This is a genomic window from Nostoc sp. XA010 (genome assembly GCF_020829625.1).
GTDB lineage: Bacteria > Cyanobacteriota > Cyanobacteriia > Cyanobacteriales > Nostocaceae > Nostoc.
In genome coordinates this window covers 1-20,953 of sequence record NZ_JAIVFX010000057.1, presented here as the reverse complement: position 1 = coordinate 20,953, position 20,953 = coordinate 1, and the positions used below count along the sequence as shown (strand labels likewise).

Here is a 20,953-nt window from a genome sequence, read left to right as displayed (position 1 = left end):
CTCTAGCATTCGTTTCCCACTTTACACCTTGGGGTTTGTAATGCATCTGTGCCCTCCAGTTTAAGAAGACAGGGTAGGGAACCCCTGGCGCTATCTCCCAAATCTCCTGCTCCGCAGTTTCGGAGGTTTTTTTGCCACCACGACCATTGGGCTTAGTTCGATTTTCTCGAATTTCTGAACTACCCCCGGAATTTTTATCCTCACGAAATCCTTTATTTTCATTGGAGGATTTTTCTTTGATTTGTTCAGTGTTGAGAGGATCTTGGTTCTGATATCCGTTATGAGTGTTGGTATTTTCAAAATTTTGTTGTTGAAAATCCTCTACTTCTCTTTGTTTTTCAGGTTCCCCGTTTTGAGAGATATATGGATCTTCTTTGTATATAGAAGATTGTACAGATTTAGACGATGCATCATGCAAATCTGTAGATTGGTTCGTACAATTTTGCACATTGGCTTGCTGCAAGGGTTTCAGGTGATGGCTGGATTTTTGAGGTGATTCGCTGCTCGTACCTCCACCAGCACCTTCCTTGAGTAAGTCAAATCCTGTATCTTCAAAAATCTTTTGGTAGTTAAGCTTATACCACTTCTTCTGGTTGTACTCTTGCCATCCTTCTGGAGGATCTCCAAGAAAACCTATGTTTTTCTTGAGATTATGGAAGCGTTCACTGATTATCCATCCTAAATCTTCCATTTTGCGGATCAATCTACCAATTTGATGTTGGCTCAAACCAGGCAACTGTTCCGCCAATTTTATATAACCGTTGTATATCCATTTACATCCATCCATGAGAGAATACCCGCAATTGGGGTTTTTCAACCAATAGTCTAGATGTTGCAGTACCAAAGCTGCTGTTGGGTTATCAAGGAATTCAGCGATTGGATGGTAGCAGATGCTAAAAAATGCCGAGTTTGCCATGTGTGTCTAAAGTTACCTAAATGTAACTCCCACCTTCGTATGCAAACACAACACAAATTTTTTGAAATTTTTGTTGGACTTGTTGAAAGTTCCAATGTAGAATTCCAATAGAGAGAACAATTTGTTTTTGTTTTGTGTTTGCTCTACTTTAGGGTGGAGCAGTTTTTAGATGCTCGGTGTACCACCACCGAGCATCGCCTTTTTATAAAGATACAACGATTTACCGCAGATATCACCTACAACCTCTGTTTTTTCTTTTTTTTAAGATTTATTGCAAGTATTACTAAGTTTTACCAATTTCTGATACCAATTTTCAGTATTTGCTTGATTATGAAGGTTTCTTGCTAGATTCCAGACAGGATGCGATTTCAGCATTATCGATGCTGACACTAGTAATTTGGGAGAGCAAGTGTCTCTGGGATGAAATAGCTTTCCACACGCTCAAGATTTGAGATGGGATGGAGTCGATGTGAGAATTAGCAGTATTGCTTTGAGTGCGATCGCACTATGGCAGATGAATCACTGTAACGCAAATATTGCCATAGTCAAAAAAGTCACCTTTGTATAGCAGTAGCACAGTCAGACAATTGATATAGTAACACTAGGTGAAATAAGGCATTAACTCTGCTGACATATAAGCATAAACCCTTACCATACAAGACTTACACTAGAATTATCATGTGAGATTTTCATGTCCAAAATTCACTTATTGACCAATTACTGAGAATTTATGAGCGAACAACAAACGATCAATAAAAGCTCTGTTAGTAGTACGCTGAATTCTTTTCTTTAATGGCAAATCGGTCATAATGAGCGTTCGGCGGGATAATTAATTGCAAAATTATTATCTTTGGATAGATTTTCCCGCCACTTTTCTCTCTAATACTTCCAATCTGTGTTTTATCTCTTCTAATGTTGACATTACAGTAGAAGCTGGTGTCTTTTTAAGAAAAACCTCCACTGCTTCAACCATAATTTGAGAGCGACTTTTACCTGTTGCCTTGCAAATTTCGTCTATCTCGTCTAAGTACTCTTGTGGAAGTCTTACACCCACAGAAGCTTTACTGTTCATAAAACATAGAAAACGTTGTTTACAATAAATTACACTTGATGCTTGTAAAACGATGTTAGCATTGTTTACAAACAAGTAAGTTTGGTGGATATCTAGACAAGCCACTGAAAGCTTACTACAGGTTTACTACAAAACTCTTTTGAACTACATCTTCTGATTTGTAAAGTACTTAGCTAAAGTGGTACTTTTAATCACTTGAAATTTATTTGTATTTAGGTTTGGCTTGCGACTTTTTCATATTTTCCGACTGTTTTTTATAGATTTCCGATATGGAGTCGATCCACCATTTACGTTCAGCAGCAGTCAACTCTAATACCTCTCTCAAATTGCTACAAGGTGCTTGATCGCCAAAAGTCAGAAATTTATATATATAAGTCATTGTGTATTTTGTAAAAGGCAAGTAACCATTTGCTAGCTGTAAGAAGTTAATAAAAACGGATTTTTTTACTACAGGATTACTACAGCCTTATAACCCTTGTCAACAAAGGGTTTTGGGCTTTTTTTGTGTTATAATTTTTAAAACATCGTTTACATAGTTTTAAAAAAACTACAGAATTACTACAAAGGAGAAAAGTCTATGCCACGGACACGACAAGAAGAAGGAAAGATTGCTACACACAGCCGTAAGTCTGTAAAAAACCAAGTAACTTTTGGTACAAATGGTAATTATTTAAGAATCCAATTTCCTAGCACCCTGTCTCAACAAATATGGGGGGTAAAGCAGAAGTATTTCTCGCTAGGGATAATTGATAGTCCTGAGAATCGTCTTAAAGCTACACAAATCGCTATAACGATTCAAAATGATATTCTTGCTGAAAATCTTGATGCAACTTTGAATAAATATCTTCTTGAAACAAGGGTAATAGAAAATACTCAATCAAATTTAGATGAAATTACTGTTTGCCAATCTAAGCAATTAGGATTGATCGAAATATATGATAAATATTGTAAGTATGTAAAGGATAAATTAGCAATTACTACTTATTTAAAACTCTATAGAGGATTATTTTATCGGATTCTTAAAAACTGTTCACAAGATATATCTCAATCGCTAGAAATCAGAAATATCATAGTCAATAGTTGTTCAATCCCTAATCGTAAGCATTTATTGGGCGTTGTTTACTATGCAATAGAATGGGCAAAACTAAATAAATTAATTCCTGAAGATACTGATAATATTTTTGATAGGTATATGAAAGATATTATTGTCAATGATAAAGTCATAAAAATGCTAAAAATGAAAAAGTTAAAACCTAGTTTAGTTAGGGAACAAGCAGAAGAAAGCGGTGTTCGTTTAGAAAACGATCCCGACTATAGAGCTTTTACTAGGGAAGAGGCAGAAGCTATCATTGAAGCTTTTAAAGATTATGGTTATTGGTCAGATGTTACAAAATTCTTGTTTTGGACTGGTTGCAGACATGGGGAAGCTGCTGGTTTATTTTGGGGTGATATAGCTGAAGATTTCAGCTATATTGTGTTTCAGCGTAGTTACGATGAAGATACCAAAATTTCTAAGTCAACAAAAACGGGAGAAATTAGAAAGTTCCCATGTGGTGAGAAGCTTAAAGAATTACTTGCCAAAATAAAGCCTCAGAATGCAAGACCTAATGATTTAGTTTTTAAGAACAAAAATGGCAACCCTATCTATTTTTCTACCTTTCATAAAATTTGGGCAGGTTATCCAATAAGAAATAAATCTTCTTTAATAGCTGAATTGATTATTCAAGGTAAATTAAAGCACTATTTAAGCCCCTATGCTACTCGGCATACATTTATTAATTTGCAATTATTAGCTGGTGTTCCCATCAAAAATATTGCTAAATGGGTAGGTAATTCACCTATGATTATTTTGAAACATTATGGGACTGTTTATACAGGAATTACTCCTGTTCCAGAGGTCTAGGTTTCAGTCCAAAACCTTCTTAATAAAGGTTTTTGGTATTTTTTGTATTAAAGCAATTTACAACGCTGTAAACGCAGTTTAAAAAAAACTACAGAATTACGACAAAGGAGAAAAATCCATGCTACAGAAACGACAAGAAGAAGGGAGGAGTGGTACACGTAGTAAAAAGGCTATAAAAGCTAAAGTTACTATTGGTACGAATGGTAATTATTTAAGAATTCAATTTTCCAGTACCCTGTCTCAACAAATATGGGGGGTAAAGCAGAAGTATTTTTCACTGGGGATAATTGATAGTTCTGAGAATCGTCTTAAAGCTACACAAATCGCTATAACGATTCAAAATGATATTCTTGCTGAAAATCTTGATATAACTTTGAATAAATATCTTCCTGAGACAAGGGTAAAAAAAAATATATCAAATTTAGATGAAATTCGTGTTTGTAAACCTAAACAATTAGGATTGAAATCTAAGCAATTAGGATTGCTAGAAATATATAACAAATATTGTGATTATGTAAAAGATAAATTAGCAATAACTACTTATTTAAAAATTTATAGGGGATCATTTTATCGAATTATTCAAAAATGTCCACAAGATATATCTCAATGTTTAGAAATAAGAAATATCATAGTTGATAGTTGTTCAATCCCTTATCGTAAGCATTTATTGGGCATTGTTTACCATGCAATAGAATGGGCAAAGCTGAATAAATTAGTTCCTGAAGATACTGATAATATTTTTGACAAGTATATGAAAGATATTATTGTCAACGATAAAGTCAGGAAAATACTAAAAATGAAAAAGTTAAAGCCTAGCTTAGTTAGGGAACAAACAGAAAAGAGTGGTGTTCGTTTAGAAAACGACCCTGACTATAAGGCTTTTACTAGGGAAGAGGCAGAAGTTATCATTGAAGCTTTTAAAGATTATGGTTATTGGTCAGATGTTACAAAATTCTTATTTTGGACTGGTTGCCGACATGGGGAAGCTGCTGGGTTATTTTGGGGTGATATAGCTGAAGATTTTAGCTATATTGTGTTTCAGCGTAGTTATGACGGAGATATCAAAATTTCTAAGTCAACAAAAACGGGAGAAATTAGAAAGTTCCCATGTGGTGATAAACTTAAAGAATTGCTTGCCAGAATAAAGCCTCAGAATGCAAGACCTAATGATTTAGTTTTTAAAAACAAATATGGGAACTATATCAGTTTTGTCATTCTTCAAAGAATTTGGGCAGGTAGTCAAAGTACACATGAACCTTCTTTAATAGCTGAATTGATTATTCAAGGTAAATTAAAGCACTATTTAAGCCCCTATGCTACTCGGCATACATTTATTAATTTGCAATTATTAGCTGGTGTTCCCATAAACAATGTTGCCAAATGGGTAGGTAATTCACCTATAACCATTTTGAAACATTATGAGACTGCTTATACAGGAATTATTCCTGCCCCAGAGGTCTAGATTTAAGAATGGGGTAAAGGTAAGCTTTTAGGTTTATGAAAAATTTTTGTGCCTATCTCGACCAACATCGTAATCGGATTGTCAACTATGAATATTATCAAGCTGAACAACTATGTTCCATTGGTTCAGGCGCAGTAGAGTCAACAATCAAAGTCCTTGGGAAACGAATCAAAATTTTTGGAGCGCAATGGAAAGCTGAAAATGTCAATCAGGTTCTGTCTCTACGTTGCGCTTACCTGAATGCTTTACTAGCTATTTAACTTAACCCACCATCATTGCTAGTTATTCAACAGAGTCGATATTGCCATAAAATACTCTTGATGAACAAATCGAATCTAGCCAGTTGATACTTGATTAAAGCAAGCGATGGCGTACCTGCCTAAGCGATCGCACCCTTTATTTGGCTGCATTTTTTTCTTATGCCTAAATTTGAATAGATACAATTTTGCTTGACAACCCAAGATAATCCGCTACGCAAGATTAATATATTTTTGCCAAAGTGGGATGCTCCCAAACTCCTCATAAGAAAGAGACGTGAAGTTAACCACGTCTCTAGATGATGGAAAAACAATTTATCTCAATGATTACGCTACATCTGCTACCAGCAACCCGTTGACAGCAATTATGAAAAATAGTGCTAATTCGGAGGTATCACAACAGGGTCTTTCATCCCTATTACAAGGTTGTGCTACCCATTTGCCCTCAAGATTTTGGTAAAAAGTTCCTAGCAGATGATAGCTGTTCCAAACTCGATACAGTTCTCCCAATTCATCTGGTACTGAATCAATTTCAATTTCTGGTGCTACTGCATCACCTAACTGATCAATGTTTTCCTCAAACTCTGATTGCGCCAAAGTTTGATTGTTAAATCCCTCTTGTGTAATCATGTGAATGACCTCATCTATGGGGTTCTACAAAAGGCGATCGCATTCTCTTCCCGGAGGGTGATCGCCTTTGTTTCTGTCTATCAATTAATCAAAATGACAAGTAACTTATTACACTGCCTGTACTGTGCCCTTGCACATCCATTAGATCGATTTCCTGAAAATTTTGGTACATAAGCATTTAGCCTAATTGCATTTTTTGGAGTGCATTGCAGTTGATATCACTATAGCAACTATATCCACTGTATGACATAGTGGATATATTGGATATGGTTATAGGTAACTGTCGCTAGGATAAGAATGTGATATATGTTAAGCAGTGGATATGGTATAGGAAAGTGCTAATGGGTAAAAAAGATATGGCTGAAATAAGGGTATTTGTTAGCCCTGAGTTACGCCAAAAATTTAAAGGAAAGTGCGTAACTGAAGGGAAAACAATGAGTGATGTTATCGCGGCTTTTATGGAGCAATACATTAAAGACGAATCAAAGGCATAAGCGATAACCAACTAACCTAAACATTATTTGGCACAGCCTTTCTGTAGGTATGACAGGGGTTTGAAGCCCGTAATTCTCAAAAGCTTCAGTTGGTAAAGCTTCCGCCCTAGTGGACAGGACATTGAAAGTAGGTCATCAAGTCCAAGGGACTAACGAAAACGGCTCACTGCTAAACTTGTACACTTGTCTTAATGTTAATGTGTGGATATGTATACATGAAGACAGTAGCTATTGTCGCAGAAAAAGGCGGTGTGGGCAAAACTTCGCTAAGTATCCATCTTGGGGTTGCCGCAGCCATAAAAGGTAAGGAAACTGTACTTGTGGATTTAGATCCACAAGCGTCCGCCAGCAAGTGGGGAGATTCACGAGAAGCAGAATCTCCCGTTGTAATTTCCTGCCAAGCATCACGGTTAGAAAAAGTTTTGGAGACTGCCAGAGATGGTGGGGCACAGTTAGTGGTTATTGACACTGCCCCACATTCGGAGTCCTCTGCTCTTGCTGCCATCCGTGCTGCTGATTTAATTCTGATACCCTGCCAACCCTCAATTTTGGATTTACGTGCGATCGCCAACACAATTGATTTGGTTAAGCTGGCTAAAAAAACTGCAACAGTCGTTTTGAACTGTGTTCCCACAAGAGGCTCCCTTGGAGATGAGGCGGCTGATGCCATAAAAGAGTACAACATTCCCATCGCCCCGGTTCGTATTTCTCAGCGCACCGCTTTTGTACGGTCGTTAGCAGGGGGATTAGCAGCACAGGAATATGAGCCAAAAGGAAAGGCTGCGGATGAGATTTGGGAATTCTACAAATGGTTATGTAAACAAGTTAAGCTGTAAAACTGTAGCACTGTAATATTATAGTATTGTATACTTGTTGATATGTATACACGTTAAGTCTGATGGTAAAGAAAACGAATTTAGCCGATTCTCTACGCAAAGTTTCAGAACCAGAAAAATCCACAAAGTCCGTAACAAGTCCAGATGGTGAACCGTTGAGCAATAATTCCTCCCCTGGAGTCGCACCCAGTCGGCAAGGTAAGAAAGCGATCGCAGGTCACTTTGATCCAGCTGTGTCCAAACAGTTGAAACAACTTGCATTGTTACAAGATACAACAGTTCAAGCGCTGCTTTCCGAAGCATTGAACGATTTATTTAGTAAGTATGGTCAAAAACCCATCGCTTGAAATTATTAAAATGGGCAGATGATTTTAAACCTGTATGTAAACGTGCAGATAGGATCGCTAGAGTCAAAACCATTTACTATCAATTTTTGTTGACTTGTTAATTTTAGCGCCATGCAGGTTGGCATCAATCAGATTAGCATCAATCAAGTATGTATTTCTCAAGTCAGCATAACTCAAATCAGCACCACTCAAATGCGTAAGTTTCTGCACGGATGTTCATTTGACCCCAGTAACAATAGAAGACGGTATTTACCCTACCACCCATGAACATTTATTTCTTATCCCAGCAGATAGAGGATTGTTTAAGGTTTCAGACTTCCTCAGTAGCAGTGGTACGGGAGCATTTATTCTCAAACTACGCCTCAAATCCGTAGCCAATATCTTTGATTATGTTCTGATTGACGTGCAACCATCTCGTTCCCAACTGTGCTTAACAGCAGTTGGAACGTCTGATTATGTCATCATTCCTGTTGAAGCCAACGTTAAGGGAACCAACAGTTTACTTGATACCCTGAGCTTCTTAACAGAACAAGCCAACTTAATGGCATTTACAAGCAGAGTATTAGGGATAGTTCCTTTTCGCGATCGCTGGGTGAGAAATACCCAAACTTTAGAAGGTAAACAAAATATTGAAGCGATGCGAGAGTTTGGTCAAGACATCCCAATTTTGCCTTCTATCCGCGAGTCAGAGAAGTTTAAGAGTGCAATCCGACAAGGGAAGCTGTTGTCAGTACTGGGGCAATCCGACTTGCAATATCCATTTGAGCAAATTATTGAGGCGTTAACTCATGAGTGATGCACTAGAGCGATTAAAGCAACGAATCGTCCTTCGGTTAAGAGTCGAGATACCTCCTTCAACACTGGAAGTTTAGATACCTCAATACCTATAATTCAAGAAACAGAGATGCTTAAAACTCCAGAAAATCAGGTTACTGTGTCTAAAGAACCTTTGCAAACAAAGCAAAGCACACTAAGGTTGGAACAGGGAGTAAGCGATCGCCTACAGAAGGTATGTCGAAATAACAGTATTTGTCGAGAGGTTCTGATTGAAGCAATGTTTGAGTATTGTGAGGCAAATCCAGAATTTCTCAGTACAGTATTAAATGAAGCAATAACGAAAAATGATTATAGGCAACAAGTGGCAAATATGCGACGAGCGAAATCTATGATGCAAAAGTTTGGGTAGCGTATTAGGGGTTACTGCGGCAAAAAAAAAGTTTTTTATACGCTGCTTACCTGATATAGCTCCTGCCCAGTCTGAAAACTCCTTTGAGTTAGTTTCTGCTTTACGCCAGCTTTTCGCATTAATCAGAGCAATGAAAGTGATGCAGTTTTCGTAAGTCAGTTCAACTCCAACTTTTTTGTTTAGTACTGGTTTAGCTGCTGGCAATGAACCACTGAATTTGGTTGTATCTCGCTTATTGCTTGCATAGTCCAACTGTGGTCAAGTCAATTTTCGCTCCTGATTTTATCAAGCTAGATGTTCACTATAATGTAACATTCTCTTTGGAGAACATCTAAAACCATCTTGATCTAGCAACAGAGACAATTTAGTAGTTAAATCTGATGGATTAAGTCAAAAGAATGGGTATCACTGGATTAGCAGGGCAAACGCACGGGATTTCTGAAACCCCTGCTGGATAAGGAATTTTGCGAAAAAATGGGCTAAATTATAAAACGCCCAAACCCTTGATATTAAAGGATTCTTATACTTTAGATGCGTTTGCCCTGACTGGATTAGCGATCAGAGATCCTACTCTGGCACTTTTCTATTCTGTGAGTACACATCGCACACAACATAATTTGGGAGCATCCAGTTTCGGCGGATCTACTTTTTTAGATGAACTATATAGTAGGGTTTTTGGAGTACCATAATTATGTTTCTTCCAAAAGTGGATGATCCCCATAATTTTGCATCGAAGCCACATAACAGCAATGACAAACTAGTTTCTGTTGTTGATTGAGTGTGATTATTTTTCACAGATTTTTTCTACTAAAGATTCTACATTCTATGCTGCTAAAATAGGTTTGAGTTAGGTCAAAATACAGTTAAAACTTTCTTAAATAATCAATTTATATTATTTTTCTTCTTAATAATTATATTTTGATGTTCAATTCACACTTATTCCGCTATACTCTAATATAGCCTTTAAATGTGTACAACAAATTTATTAACTATCAGGAACTAATGACTGAGCTTTTGACTCCAAAAGAGGTAGCAGAAATCCTAAAGATTAGCCAAGATGCAGTGATTGCAATGTGTGAAATAGGAGATATTGAAGCAATTAAAGTACATGATTTTTGGCGTATTAAGAAAGAAAGCCTCGACCAGCTAATAGATGATTCTTACATCTCCATTGAAGATGCTGCTAGTTTAGCTGGTGTAACTATTACTCATTTATCTCGACTTATACGTAATAAGCAAATACGCTCAAAAATAACAAAAAATGGTAAACAAGTATCTTGGAATGATACTAAAGTTTTTATTCGTCAACAGATACGTTCACAAATCCCTTTTTGGTCATTAATTACAGATGAACAACTTGAGTCAACATCTGTTCCTAAGCAGTTACTTAATAAGTATAATTTAGAGGATAAACGTCTTACTATAGAGGAATTTGAAGTTAATAGAGTTATCCAAGGTAACTGCCTAACATGGTTGCATAAAATGCCTCTTGAGAGTGTACAAACTGTAGTTACTTCACCACCTTACTGGGGTGTACGTTCTTATATTGGTGATCAAATAATAAAGTGGGGTGATGGAGCAGAGTGTGCTTTTGGTGCAGAACCAACCGTTGAAGAATATATACGGCATTCTGCTGAAGTACTATATGCTTTAAAACCTGTATTGAAAGATAATGGAACAATCTGGTGGAACTTAGGGGATACATATCAAACAAGAGCTTATATGCGTTCAAGTAGCCAAGAAAGGCTCGATGCTATTGAAGGGAGATTTGAACATACATGGAAAGATTACGAGAACAAACGTTATTCATCTGGACACTCATATTTGAAAGATAAAGATATGACACTAGTTCCCTTTCAGGTTGCAATGGCTGCACAACACTTGGGTTATTATGTCAGATCAGTTATTATATGGTCAAAAGATAATGTTGGTCTTGATTCAGCAAAAGATAGACCTACTCCTAGTCATGAGTACATTTTTTTATTTGCTAAGTCTAGATTTTACAAGTATCACCTTGAATATTCTCAAGAAAAAGCTATAAGTGGCTCAATTGTTCGGAATGGAAATGGTACTGTTCAGGCACAAATGTCTGAGATGAGAAAAATTCGTAGTGTCTGGTCATTTGCTGCTAGTAAGTCACATGGAAATCATGTAGCAGCATTTCCTTTAGAATTGCCTTGGCGCTGTATTCAAATCTCAACTGATCCAGAAGAACTAGTGTTTGATCCATTTATGGGTTCTGGGACTACAGGTTTGGCTGCAAAACTTCTTGGACGTAAATATTTTGGATGCGACATAGCTCAAGAATATGTTGATGAAGCAAATTTAAGAATAACAACGGGTAGTCTACCTTTAAAAGTTAATAAAACAAAAAAGGTATCTAATAAAGATAAAGCGAATCCTAGTATAATAACCCAAACCACGTTATTTAATGAGCCGAACTTTCAGTAAAGTAGCAATCAAATCTATTAAATTCCCTTCGCTTTTTTTAATTTGAGTTAAATCAAATTTAAAAATGATTACTTTACGGTTGTTTCGAGAATACTCTTCAATCATTTGGTCAGTAGAAGAAGACGCTGTGCTAACAATTATAGAACAAAGGAGATCGAAACCTTCCAAATAAGCCCACATTTGGTAGTGATCACTTTCTTTAACTTCTGTTTTATACTTAACATCTAAAATCAATATTTCTCTACCACCTGATATAAATATAATATCTGGTTTTAGCCTTATAGTCTTAGAGCCTCCTGAATAAAATTCTTTAGCAGGTAGGCTTCTTCCATCAAAAACACTCACTCCTGTACTGTTTAAAGCAGAGTGAAAAGTATTTCTTATGTACTTCTCAAACATATCTGCCGTGTTAACAATCATAGGTTTGAATATTATCTCTTCTCTTTCTCGAATTGTGATTCCCGCGCCCTCAAGTATTGCGAGTGCTAAATTAAGTGCAGGAATATAATACAAGCGTTGAGTTGGAATTTTTCCGTGTTCTAAAGCGCGGCGTACCTCAAATATATCAGAAGATTCAATGGTTCCTTTTTTATCAAGGGGTGAAAAATATATTAATCTTTTTGCAATCTCTTTAGTAGGGATAAACTTTAAGGGTAAATCTAAAATATAACGAAGGCAATATGCAAGTAACCTATTTTCTGTTGTATTAAATGATTGTTCAACAATTGTTTGGCTAACTTTTAAACCATAGCTTCTAGAGTATTCTTGAATGGTTTTTGATATATCAACTTTACCTTTTATAGATGAACTATTCGACGTAGTTACTAAATCTTTTCGTAATTTACCTAATGCATGAATTCTGTCTATTTGCCTTAAAAACTCTTTTATGAGAGATTCTACAAAAGATCCGATATTTTCATCAGCTATTTGATATGGAACATTTGAGTTATAAGATGTAGCTAGTGAATGATTTAAAAGATTACTTTTTAATAGTAAATATGTTATGTCACTAATTTTTACTTTAGGTTGAATTTGAATAACATAGTTATTTCGAGCAGGAATTATACCAGTAAAATTTTTTACTTGCAATATATATCCATTACTGTTATAAATAACAGTTAGATACTTTTCAGTTCCTGGTAAAAGTAAAGTTGGATGAAATTCTGGGTCTTCAACTAAAGTTGCTGATGCCTCAGAGACTGAAATTATTTTAAATAAAGCCATAAATATGTGAAGTTTTTTTATTAGTCATTATCTGCAATAAAATCTTCAAAACTTGCTGATTCACTTGCTTTTTTAAAAAGCTTATCAATTTCAACTAATTCATCATTACGGAATTCACCAAGATAATTTTGAATAGCTGGACGAATAGCTCTACGGTAGATTTTAACCAAATCTTCTTTATGAACTAAACCTTTGAAATAGGCATGACCTAATGGATAGGTAGATTGTACAGCTTGCAAAAGGCTACAAGCGATTAGTATTAAACCTTGATCCTTGCATCCCTGTTGCTGTAATAGCTCAGTTAATTGAGTAGAGTTTGGTTCAACACGCAATTCTCCAAAACGCCTTCTGACAGCAAAATCAACCTCATGTGTTGAACGATCAACATCATTCATAGTTGCTATGACATAAAGATTTGGAGGAATCCAAAATTTTTCTTTTCCTTCTGCGAAATGAGTAAAATTAATGCCAAAATTCTCATTTCGGTATGTATTTTCTATAAGCAGTAATGCCTCGCCAAAAACTCTTGATATATTTGCTCTATTAATTTCATCTAGTATTACAACATAATTATTAGTCGAATCTTTTGCTGCTATTTCACAAATTTCTGCAAATCTTCGTTTCACTCCTTGAAACTCCACACCGTTAGTAGTCGGTTTAGGAATAAGAGCTTCAATAAAAATGTCATAATCATAGCCTGCGTGAAACTGAAAGATATGAATTTTTGGTTTAGATGTAATTTCTTCAGCTAAATCAAACGCTAATTTAGTTTTACCCGTTCCCGGAGGGCCAACTAGAAGTAAAGAGCGATTTTGTTGCAAAATATCTAGCCCTTCATTTACAATATCATCTGTAACCCACCACTGTTCACTGTTACTTGAATTATCAGAAAAAGCATTAATCACAAGCGACATTCTCCTAATAGAAAACTGTTTAATAGGTGACTGGATACGTCCTCTAGGGCCTAACTGAAGTTTTCCTGCAATAAAATTTGCTAATCTTTCTTCATCAAGTGCTTTTTGACTAAAGGGGTATAAATTTTCTTCTTGTAAATAAGATGTATTAAATTCTCTTTGTGCATCAAATATTAATGCAATTTCAGATGGATGAAAGTTCAGTTCAGTCATACACTTATTAAACAGATCATCAAATGAAGGTTGATATTGCCATTGGTAATATCGAAAGTACCAAATTAAAAATTCGGCAGTTTTAATCTGTACTTGTGTGCCATCTTTTTCAGACATCCCCGATTTGCCAGAACCTAATCCAACGGGATATTTGTTAGTAAATGAGACGCGCCAACTTTGACTACCAGGAGCTTGCTCACTATTAATCCAAGGGTAGGCTATAACTCGGCTACCTGAAGCAAATGCTTTACAATGAGTTTGTACAATCGAACGAGCAGCGTCTTCTTTAAACTTTTCATTAAATAAAGGATTATAAAAAATATCTTTACTACTGAAAGTTGGAAGATTATTAAGACCCTTTACCTCAAACAGACACTTCAATACTGGTGTAGCTGTATGTGTGTCTATGTCAACTGATTTTTTAGGTCGAAAAGATAAACCAGAACCTTTTAAAGCAAGATAAACTTTAAAATACTCAGAAACCCCTGATGAAGCTAAAGCTCCTATTGCATTTTCAATAGCAAAATTTGAAATATAATACATATTAGTAATTACTAGTCTTAATAATGCCTTTAAGGATGTTTTCAAAAGAGATAACACACTCAATTCGCTATTAAAATAACGTAAAATAAAAGAATTTTAAACATTTGGGATTACATATATTTACAATATGTTCTATTTTGTGTGTATGTCAGCAATCACCCTAAAAGGAAAAATCAACAGACTGATAATTATGGATGGGCATAATTCAATTAATTGGAATAATTTAGCTTTTTAAGAATAATTTAGTCAATTATTATATTCAACAGTGTTAATACCGAATATTAGATTTTATCCACAACGTAAGGGGACGCCCGTGAGTAGCGTTAGAACAGGAATGTACGTTAAGGGGTAGATATAGCCAAGCTGACACCAGGGGCAAGATAGTTGTTGCGGCTCGCAAACATAAACGCTCCGGCTTGCAAACAAGAAAATTGTTGGCTCAAATTAATTGCAAATAAGATTGGACTTCGGCTCACATTAATTGCAACCAGACTCATTATTATTTGCAATGGGCTTGCAATCATCCGACCAGGCTCACATTAATTGCAAATAAGCTAGAAGTTATTAGCTACAACAATTAGGGACAGTGCAATTCAACAAGTGCATTTTGTAGTTCCAAAATTTCTGTTGCGAGTTTTAGTTGTTCATTTTATATGACTATGAGGTGAGATGCCCATAATACATTCAATTGGACTGAAACACTCGCAACAGAAAGAATATTCTGTGACCAGTTTTCTGTTGCTAGTTTAGTTGCAATTAATTTGAGCCTATATTTCTGTTTGCAAACCCATTTGCAGTTCACTTGAGCCTAGTTGCAATTAATCTGAGCCGAAGTGCTTTTCTGTTTGCAAATAATGTGAGCCAGAAATTACCTTGTTTGCGAGCCAGAGCATTTATAATTGCGAGCCGCAACATATAGTACAAATTTATCTAAAGCTGAGGTTTGTAGTATGTCAATGACAAGACTGAAACCCTTATGATTTCGTTATAGCCAACTTTTATAAGAAGCAAACAAGGCTTGGATGATTTCTCAAAAAGCAACATTTAAAAAGCTTATACATTAATACTTTCAGCCTATCTTGCCCCTAGTGTCAGCTACGCTATATTTACCCCCATTAAGCGGTGGGTGGAAAAAACTGATGGGGTAGTGATGGGTGAAAATGGCCCAGAGTTGCAATTAGAGGAGTGAGGAATATTTCATCAAGTCCTTAGCGTAACTTTCTGCACGCCTGCTCATTTGACTCCTGCACCTAAAGGAGCACGTCCAGTTCTAATTGGGAGGGGCGGGAGATAATACTCCCCCTCGACCTAACTCAATACCTACACACCTTATTGAGTAATATGCGAAGCTCATGCCGTAGGCAGGATAAGCTAAAAATTTTATGTAGTTATTGTAATTTTAGATTTTTTCTGCTTATATATTAACTTGGTATCATCTGTAACAAACATTATGGTCGTTCAGTTTCAGGCAATCCAGAAGATAATTTTTGGTAGTCCCGGTACAGGAAAGAGTTATAGGATAGCAGGTATTGCTAGGGAGAAGCTCTCAATTGAGTTTGATGAAGTTACTAAAACTCTCTCTAACACGGTAAAAACCGTGTTTCACCCTGAGTATACTTATTCCGATTTTATGGGTAAATTATTACCATTAACATACGGTGGAAACGTCATATATAAATATTACCCAGGTCATTTTCTCCAGGCTCTAGGAATGGCGTATAAAAATTTACTTGAGGGGAAAAATGATAATTGTTTACTGGTTATTGATGAATTAAATCGAGGAAATGCTGCTGCCATATTCGGTTCAGTTTTTCAGTTGTTAGACAGAGAAGAAGATGATTGGTCAAGTTATGAGCTTGATGTCTCGGAAATGGAATTGGTTGGTTTATTCAATGTAATGGGGCACAAAGCTAATATTTCCAATGACGGTTTGATACAGGTTGATGGCAGTAATTTTCATATTTTTACTCGCGACTTAAAAGCTAGATTGCAGGAAAATTCAAACACCAATGGATTGAGACTGCTGAAGAATTTAGAAAATCGCAAAATTAACATTCCTCCTAATTTATCAATCATTGCCACTATTAACACATCAGATGAGTCTATCTATTATTTGGATAGTGCTTTCAAGCGTCGTTGGGATTGGGAATACATAGATGCACCCAATGAAGATGGCATAGAAGATGACAATAGCATAACTGATGCCTTGCTTAAAGTAAAATTGATTTTAGAAGATGGTAGAAAATTAGATTGGTGCAGGTGCGTAATTGGAATAAACGAATTTATAAAAAAAAATCATAACGTTATCAGAAAGATAGAAGATAAACAGATTGGATGGTGGTTTATAAAGGCTAAAAATCATGAAATAACTCTGGAACAGGTACAAGATAAATTAATGTTTTACTTATGGGACGGAGTATTTGCAAGAAACAAACAAGCCCTAAATAAATTTATAGAGGAGCAATTAAATAAAAAAAAGGTTAAGTTAGTAACATTTGCTGATTTTTTAACTTATACATCAGATTTACTGGAATATTGCCACAACAGCATAGATGCTGCCAAGATACCCAAGATTAATGATAACGAGGAAATAGAAGGTGATTTAAGCGAATGATAAACTTTAAGGAATTACGACCAGTAGCTAATAATAAATATTCTTTTGTTGGCATAGAAAAACGTCAATCCGAGACTGTTCTGTGCTTGCCTCGCGGTTTTGATACCGAAATCTTCAATACTTACGATGACAAGCGTGACGTATTCTTCCTACTTTATAAAGTACTGCGAGAATTTAAACGCATTTGTTATTCTAAAGGCTATATCTCAGACAGAGATGGAGTTCTTAAATCTCAAGGCAGCACCCAAAAAATTTGCATACCTGATGAGACTGATGAAGAAAATATCTTTTATTCCAAATTAGATAATATCGGCACTATTCTGGATGCTTATGATGAATTGAAAATCATCTCCTTAGCTTATCGATTGGGAGTAACTGAAAAAATTGACTATTCAAAGATACATCGCTTGTTACACCGAGGAGTCTATCAAAACAATGGTGGGGTATATATTGACACCATGACTTTACCCCGGCAACAGGTGCATTACCAGTCAACGGATATTGTCTCGATGTACTGTTATATTCTTTGGGAAATTAAGCAGCAGCTTGATGAGGAAGTTATTCCAGAATTACAGGCACTGGCAGAAGATTTTAAACATAAATATATAGGCTCTGAATACAGTTTATTTCAAGAAGACTACTGGACTATAACTGTAGATATTCTCAAGGACACCTTAGAGGTAATCACGCATCAAACTCCGCTTAAAGATGATGATTTCTGGGAGTTTCACGATGTAATTGAAATATTTTTATATGGAGAGTTATCTGAGCAGGACGAAGGAGAGGTTTGGGGTATTGACAATTTCCATAGCGTCTGGGAATCCATGTGTTTGACATTCTTGGTAAAAAACTTTGAGCCTGAATTTATTTTATTTTTAGATAAAACATTTTTATCCTACGATACTATACTACTAGCAGATACCGAGTCTAAAGCAATTAACCTAACAAATACATTCATCATAAATAATAAAAAGTTAGTACCTGATGCAGTTGCATTATATAATATTTTCTTTACAAAGCGAGAAATAACAAACCTTCATTTATATGCAATAAACACATACAAGGACGATTATTCATATAGAGCAACTTTCTATTGTGATTCACCATATTTCAAGAAGTATAATGATAGGCAAATATTAGATAGACGAAAAGAAATTTTTGTTCTAACGGATTTGAAGATAGTTCATCATAAGCAACTTAGAGATACAATTCACACTTTTAAAGAATTAGAAAAGTATTATGCAATTAAAGAAAAAAAGTTATTAATTAACTCACAACTACCATCTAATTTTTATTCTTACTGGACAATTGAATTAGATAAATTAGATGATGAATCAATTTTTGCATTAATGCGGCAGCTAAATCATATATTTTACGTAGCAATTAAAAATGGTGCATATAATGCAGAAAGTTTCAATATTTTTTTAACCGAAATAGATAAAAATTTTGATAGTCGTTACGAAAGGTATCAACCTATTCGTGATTCTTTATTTCGTACAGCTTCTTTAGAATTTATATCAAAAAGTTTTGAGAATTTTTTGAAAGTAGCTAATTGTCCATATTTTATAATAATTGATATTAAATACTTAGAATTAGAGTATTTTAAAAATCCCGAAAATTATAGAGATATAAAAGACAGAAGTATTAGAAAGCAATTTGTTTACGAATATTTACTGCAAGAATATATTGGTAATGAAATTAAAAAGGAAATGGAGATTCAAAGCCGTTTTTGGATACCTTATTATTCTAATAATGATACTATGATAAAAAAAGACCATACTTTAGCTGGATATATCTTTTTAAATACTGTAAATTTTCAAAGTATCAGTAAATATTACTTATTATAAACCTCATCTAGGTTGAAACCCGTAGTTTTTCCTCATCAGGTTTGAGATGAGTTGTAACCCACAAACGATCCGCCACAGTATTGGGACAGGCGTTAATTCATATTGAGCCGAGATAGGCATCACCGTGCCAAAACGGGAAAATTGTACGCTAAGGCTGAAAGCTTTGTCCAGTAAGCATCTTACCCACTGATTTTTAACTCTTCACCCGAAGAGCGGCTGATTACCCTTATTTTGTTGGTGCAGAGTACTGATACTACTCTGCACCAACTGGAAAGACCTTGGCTAGTCTTGAATTAAGAACAGAGGTGTGCCTTTTGCTGAAAACAACATATTTTCATGGCGTTGGGTTAGTCTTAATTTCTTAGCGTACAATTTTCCCAAATTGGCACGGTGATGCCTTGGTCAGTAAATACACTCGTCCTAATTATCCTGACTGATTTTCGCCCTCTTTGCAAAAAACTGGGATGCTCCCGGTACTCTTGGCGAACTACACCAAAAAAATCAAAAATTTAACATAGAGATAGCATTTTCCTTTTGCTGGTCAGTGACACCCAAATAATGCTCTAGAGCAGATAAAGATCGATGCCCACTGATTGACTGAATGTGGCGTAATGGAATCCCAGAATTACTCATCCAGGTCAACGCTGTCCTTCTAAACGAGTGCGTGGATATTCCTCGTTCATCCAAATCAACACGACGTAGTGCCTCCCTGAGAATCCGATCAGCACTAGCTTTATGGATATGCCCAAGTCCATGCCTTCCTGGGAACAAATGAGGATTTCTCCCCTTTAGCTCCTGGCTGTATTCGGACAAATATTCATTGAGCTTGGGGTGAAGCTGAATTTCTCTAGTATCTTGGCCACCTTTAGTGTTGTATGCCCTGATGATCAGCTTGGGACGAACTCCCCTAGTGCCAATGACATCTCCCTTGAGCAAAGTGCAGCTCTCGTTGATTCGGGCAGCGGCATAAAGGCAGACACCGAATAAAGCGCGATCGCGTGGCTTAACAAGTCCCTCACTAAATAGTAAGGTTATCTCTTGAGGGTTTAGGATTTCTGCTTTGCCGAAGCGATTGATTTTCATAGGGAATATCTTACGCTAGCAAATACATATTTGATAGCGTAACTGCCTCAAACCTTTATTTCCCGTCAAGACTACACTCCAACTCCACATCCTTTAATAATGCTTATCAATCGCGCTGTCTGTAATCCTGATTCTTCCGTGAATTCATAAGTTTTTCCAATTTGCTGCTTTTTTACTCTCTTCTTGCCAGATGATCTGGCAAGATCCCTCAAGCACTAATGCCAGAGATCACGAGGTTGAGTTGAACTCAACCCTAAAGTGCGATCGCTAATGAATAGCTGTTGTCCAAGTATTCACAGATGTCAGACTCTTGCAATTACCTTGATTCTGGCAATGGACAAGCTAACACTGGGCCATATTCATCCATAATCATCACATCAGGATGAGTGTCTGCCCAGTTACGGATTTTTCCCCTAAATTTAGGGGTATTGTGCCAAAACAATTGTTTCCGCACCACTATATCTAAAATTGATTCCTCCTTCTGTGATTCTGCTATTGTCGGCAATGCTACTAGATTGGGCAGTGGCTTGATTTGTGATTGAGCAGTAGCAGCAGCATAGGGCATTGATTGGTTAGATGGAGTAGCAGCAAGATTGGGCAACGCTACCTCAACACCTTGTTCGACCAATTGTTCAATATTCGCCATTAGTTGTTGGACGTTCTCATGCGTTGGTGCAGGTAACTCTGCAAATAAGGAAGGGAGAATTGCTTTAATATCACTGGCTAACTGTTGGTTACAGTTAAGAGAAACATCTCGCATATATTGCATAAATTCTGGGAACAGTACCACTCTAGTTTTCTGCCTATTGTTGTAGAACTCTGAATAGGCATTACCTCTAGCATTCGTTTCCCACTTTACACCTTGGGGTTTGTAATGCATCTGTGCCCTCCAGTTTAAGAAGACAGGGTAGGGAACCCCTGGCGCTATCTCCCAAATCTCCTGCTCCGCAGTTTCGGAGGT

At 36.1% G+C, this 20,953-nt stretch carries 17 protein-coding genes and 2 pseudogenes; 11 read left to right on the top strand and 8 right to left on the bottom strand.

Annotated features, from left to right (window positions below; genetic code table 11):
* On the bottom strand, positions 1-916 hold a 916-nt coding region (locus LC608_RS33420), incomplete at its 3' end, for a hypothetical protein (RefSeq protein ID WP_229557669.1).
* An 844-nt stretch (positions 917-1,760) separates the two neighbouring features.
* Positions 1,761-1,988 (bottom strand): ribbon-helix-helix domain-containing protein, encoded by a 228-nt coding sequence (locus LC608_RS33415; RefSeq protein WP_229557668.1) that lies wholly within the window; start codon positions 1,986-1,988, stop codon positions 1,761-1,763.
* 577 nt (positions 1,989-2,565) lie between these two features.
* On the opposite strand from LC608_RS33415, the gene LC608_RS33410 reads away from it, so the two are divergent.
* The 3 genes and pseudogenes from LC608_RS33410 to LC608_RS33400 form a co-directional block, all read left to right on the top strand.
* Complete coding sequence (locus tag LC608_RS33410; RefSeq protein ID WP_229557667.1) at positions 2,566-3,891, top strand: site-specific integrase; 1,326 nt, start codon at positions 2,566-2,568, stop codon at positions 3,889-3,891.
* 118 nt (positions 3,892-4,009) lie between these two features.
* Entirely contained in the window at positions 4,010-5,353 is a 1,344-nt protein-coding gene (locus tag LC608_RS33405; protein ID WP_229557666.1) for a tyrosine-type recombinase/integrase, read from the top strand.
* A gap of 38 nt (positions 5,354-5,391) precedes the next feature.
* Positions 5,392-5,613: pseudogene (locus LC608_RS33400) on the top strand (ISKra4 family transposase); the annotation flags it as partial.
* 324 nt (positions 5,614-5,937) lie between these two features.
* Here LC608_RS33400 and LC608_RS33395 read toward each other — a convergent pair.
* Positions 5,938-6,240, bottom strand: coding sequence for a hypothetical protein (locus LC608_RS33395; protein WP_229557665.1), 303 nt, complete (start codon positions 6,238-6,240; stop codon positions 5,938-5,940).
* A gap of 341 nt (positions 6,241-6,581) precedes the next feature.
* Between LC608_RS33395 and LC608_RS33390 the strand changes: the two genes are divergently transcribed.
* From LC608_RS33390 to LC608_RS33380, 3 genes are all read left to right on the top strand, one after another.
* Positions 6,582-6,734 carry a copy number control protein gene (locus LC608_RS33390; protein WP_229557664.1) on the top strand — a complete coding sequence of 51 codons (153 nt, stop codon included), beginning with the start codon at positions 6,582-6,584 and terminating at the stop codon, positions 6,732-6,734.
* A gap of 215 nt (positions 6,735-6,949) precedes the next feature.
* Entirely contained in the window at positions 6,950-7,570 is a 621-nt protein-coding gene (gene parA, locus LC608_RS33385) for a ParA family partition ATPase (RefSeq protein WP_190735208.1), read from the top strand.
* A 62-nt stretch (positions 7,571-7,632) separates the two neighbouring features.
* Positions 7,633-7,917, top strand: coding sequence for a ribbon-helix-helix domain-containing protein (locus tag LC608_RS33380; protein WP_229557663.1), 285 nt, complete (start codon positions 7,633-7,635; stop codon positions 7,915-7,917).
* A 63-nt stretch (positions 7,918-7,980) separates the two neighbouring features.
* Here LC608_RS33380 and LC608_RS33375 read toward each other — a convergent pair whose 3' ends face one another.
* Positions 7,981-8,127 (bottom strand): pentapeptide repeat-containing protein, encoded by a 147-nt coding sequence (locus tag LC608_RS33375; RefSeq protein WP_229557662.1) that lies wholly within the window; start codon positions 8,125-8,127, stop codon positions 7,981-7,983.
* A 10-nt stretch (positions 8,128-8,137) separates the two neighbouring features.
* Between LC608_RS33375 and LC608_RS33370 the strand changes: the two genes are divergently transcribed.
* From LC608_RS33370 to LC608_RS33360, 3 genes are all read left to right on the top strand, one after another.
* Positions 8,138-8,713: a ParA family protein gene (locus LC608_RS33370; RefSeq protein ID WP_229557661.1), complete on the top strand. Its 576-nt coding sequence runs from the start codon at positions 8,138-8,140 to the stop codon at positions 8,711-8,713.
* Positions 8,714-8,821: 108 nt separating this feature from the next.
* Positions 8,822-9,103 carry a hypothetical protein gene (locus LC608_RS33365; RefSeq protein ID WP_229557660.1) on the top strand — a complete coding sequence of 94 codons (282 nt, stop codon included), beginning with the start codon at positions 8,822-8,824 and terminating at the stop codon, positions 9,101-9,103.
* Between the two features lie 1,002 nt (positions 9,104-10,105).
* Positions 10,106-11,554, top strand: coding sequence for a DNA methyltransferase (locus LC608_RS33360; RefSeq protein WP_229557659.1), 1,449 nt, complete (start codon positions 10,106-10,108; stop codon positions 11,552-11,554).
* Here LC608_RS33360 and LC608_RS33355 read toward each other — a convergent pair.
* On the bottom strand, positions 11,528-12,778 hold the full coding sequence (locus LC608_RS33355) for an McrC family protein (RefSeq protein WP_229557658.1): 1,251 nt from the start codon (positions 12,776-12,778) through the stop codon (positions 11,528-11,530). The genes LC608_RS33360 and LC608_RS33355 overlap by 27 nt on opposite strands.
* Before the next feature lie 20 nt (positions 12,779-12,798).
* A complete protein-coding gene (locus LC608_RS33350) occupies positions 12,799-14,493 on the bottom strand; it encodes an AAA family ATPase (RefSeq protein WP_229557657.1) in 1,695 nt (564 codons plus the stop codon).
* Positions 14,494-15,898: 1,405 nt separating this feature from the next.
* Here LC608_RS33350 and LC608_RS33345 point away from each other — a divergent pair.
* Complete coding sequence (locus LC608_RS33345; protein ID WP_229557656.1) at positions 15,899-17,062, top strand: restriction endonuclease; 1,164 nt, start codon at positions 15,899-15,901, stop codon at positions 17,060-17,062.
* Positions 17,059-18,909, top strand: a complete 1,851-nt coding sequence (locus LC608_RS33340) for a hypothetical protein (RefSeq protein ID WP_229557655.1) — start codon at positions 17,059-17,061, stop codon at positions 18,907-18,909. Before LC608_RS33345 ends, LC608_RS33340 begins: the two co-directional genes overlap by 4 nt.
* A gap of 501 nt (positions 18,910-19,410) precedes the next feature.
* Here LC608_RS33340 and LC608_RS33335 read toward each other — a convergent pair.
* Both LC608_RS33335 and LC608_RS33330 read right to left on the bottom strand, forming a co-directional pair.
* Positions 19,411-19,992: a tyrosine-type recombinase/integrase gene (locus tag LC608_RS33335; RefSeq protein WP_229557654.1), complete on the bottom strand. Its 582-nt coding sequence runs from the start codon at positions 19,990-19,992 to the stop codon at positions 19,411-19,413.
* Positions 19,993-20,308: 316 nt separating this feature from the next.
* A pseudogene (locus LC608_RS33330) lies at positions 20,309-20,953 on the bottom strand (hypothetical protein); the annotation flags it as partial.

Excerpts from the sequence above, each read along its gene's own strand:
- LC608_RS33415 (WP_229557668.1), bottom strand. The coding sequence starts at position 1,988 with ATGAACAGTAAAGCTTCTGTGGGTGTAAGACTTCCACAAGAGTACTTA.
- LC608_RS33410 (WP_229557667.1), top strand. The coding sequence starts at position 2,566 with ATGCCACGGACACGACAAGAAGAAGGAAAGATTGCTACACACAGCCGT.
- LC608_RS33405 (WP_229557666.1), top strand. The coding sequence starts at position 4,010 with ATGCTACAGAAACGACAAGAAGAAGGGAGGAGTGGTACACGTAGTAAA.
- LC608_RS33395 (WP_229557665.1), bottom strand. The coding sequence starts at position 6,240 with ATGATTACACAAGAGGGATTTAACAATCAAACTTTGGCGCAATCAGAG.
- LC608_RS33390 (WP_229557664.1), top strand. The coding sequence starts at position 6,582 with ATGGGTAAAAAAGATATGGCTGAAATAAGGGTATTTGTTAGCCCTGAG.
- parA (WP_190735208.1), top strand. The coding sequence starts at position 6,950 with ATGAAGACAGTAGCTATTGTCGCAGAAAAAGGCGGTGTGGGCAAAACT.
- LC608_RS33380 (WP_229557663.1), top strand. The coding sequence starts at position 7,633 with ATGGTAAAGAAAACGAATTTAGCCGATTCTCTACGCAAAGTTTCAGAA.
- LC608_RS33365 (WP_229557660.1), top strand. The coding sequence starts at position 8,822 with ATGCTTAAAACTCCAGAAAATCAGGTTACTGTGTCTAAAGAACCTTTG.
- LC608_RS33360 (WP_229557659.1), top strand. The coding sequence starts at position 10,106 with ATGACTGAGCTTTTGACTCCAAAAGAGGTAGCAGAAATCCTAAAGATT.
- LC608_RS33355 (WP_229557658.1), bottom strand. The coding sequence starts at position 12,778 with ATGGCTTTATTTAAAATAATTTCAGTCTCTGAGGCATCAGCAACTTTA.
- LC608_RS33345 (WP_229557656.1), top strand. The coding sequence starts at position 15,899 with ATGGTCGTTCAGTTTCAGGCAATCCAGAAGATAATTTTTGGTAGTCCC.
- LC608_RS33340 (WP_229557655.1), top strand. The coding sequence starts at position 17,059 with ATGATAAACTTTAAGGAATTACGACCAGTAGCTAATAATAAATATTCT.
- LC608_RS33335 (WP_229557654.1), bottom strand. The coding sequence starts at position 19,992 with ATGAAAATCAATCGCTTCGGCAAAGCAGAAATCCTAAACCCTCAAGAG.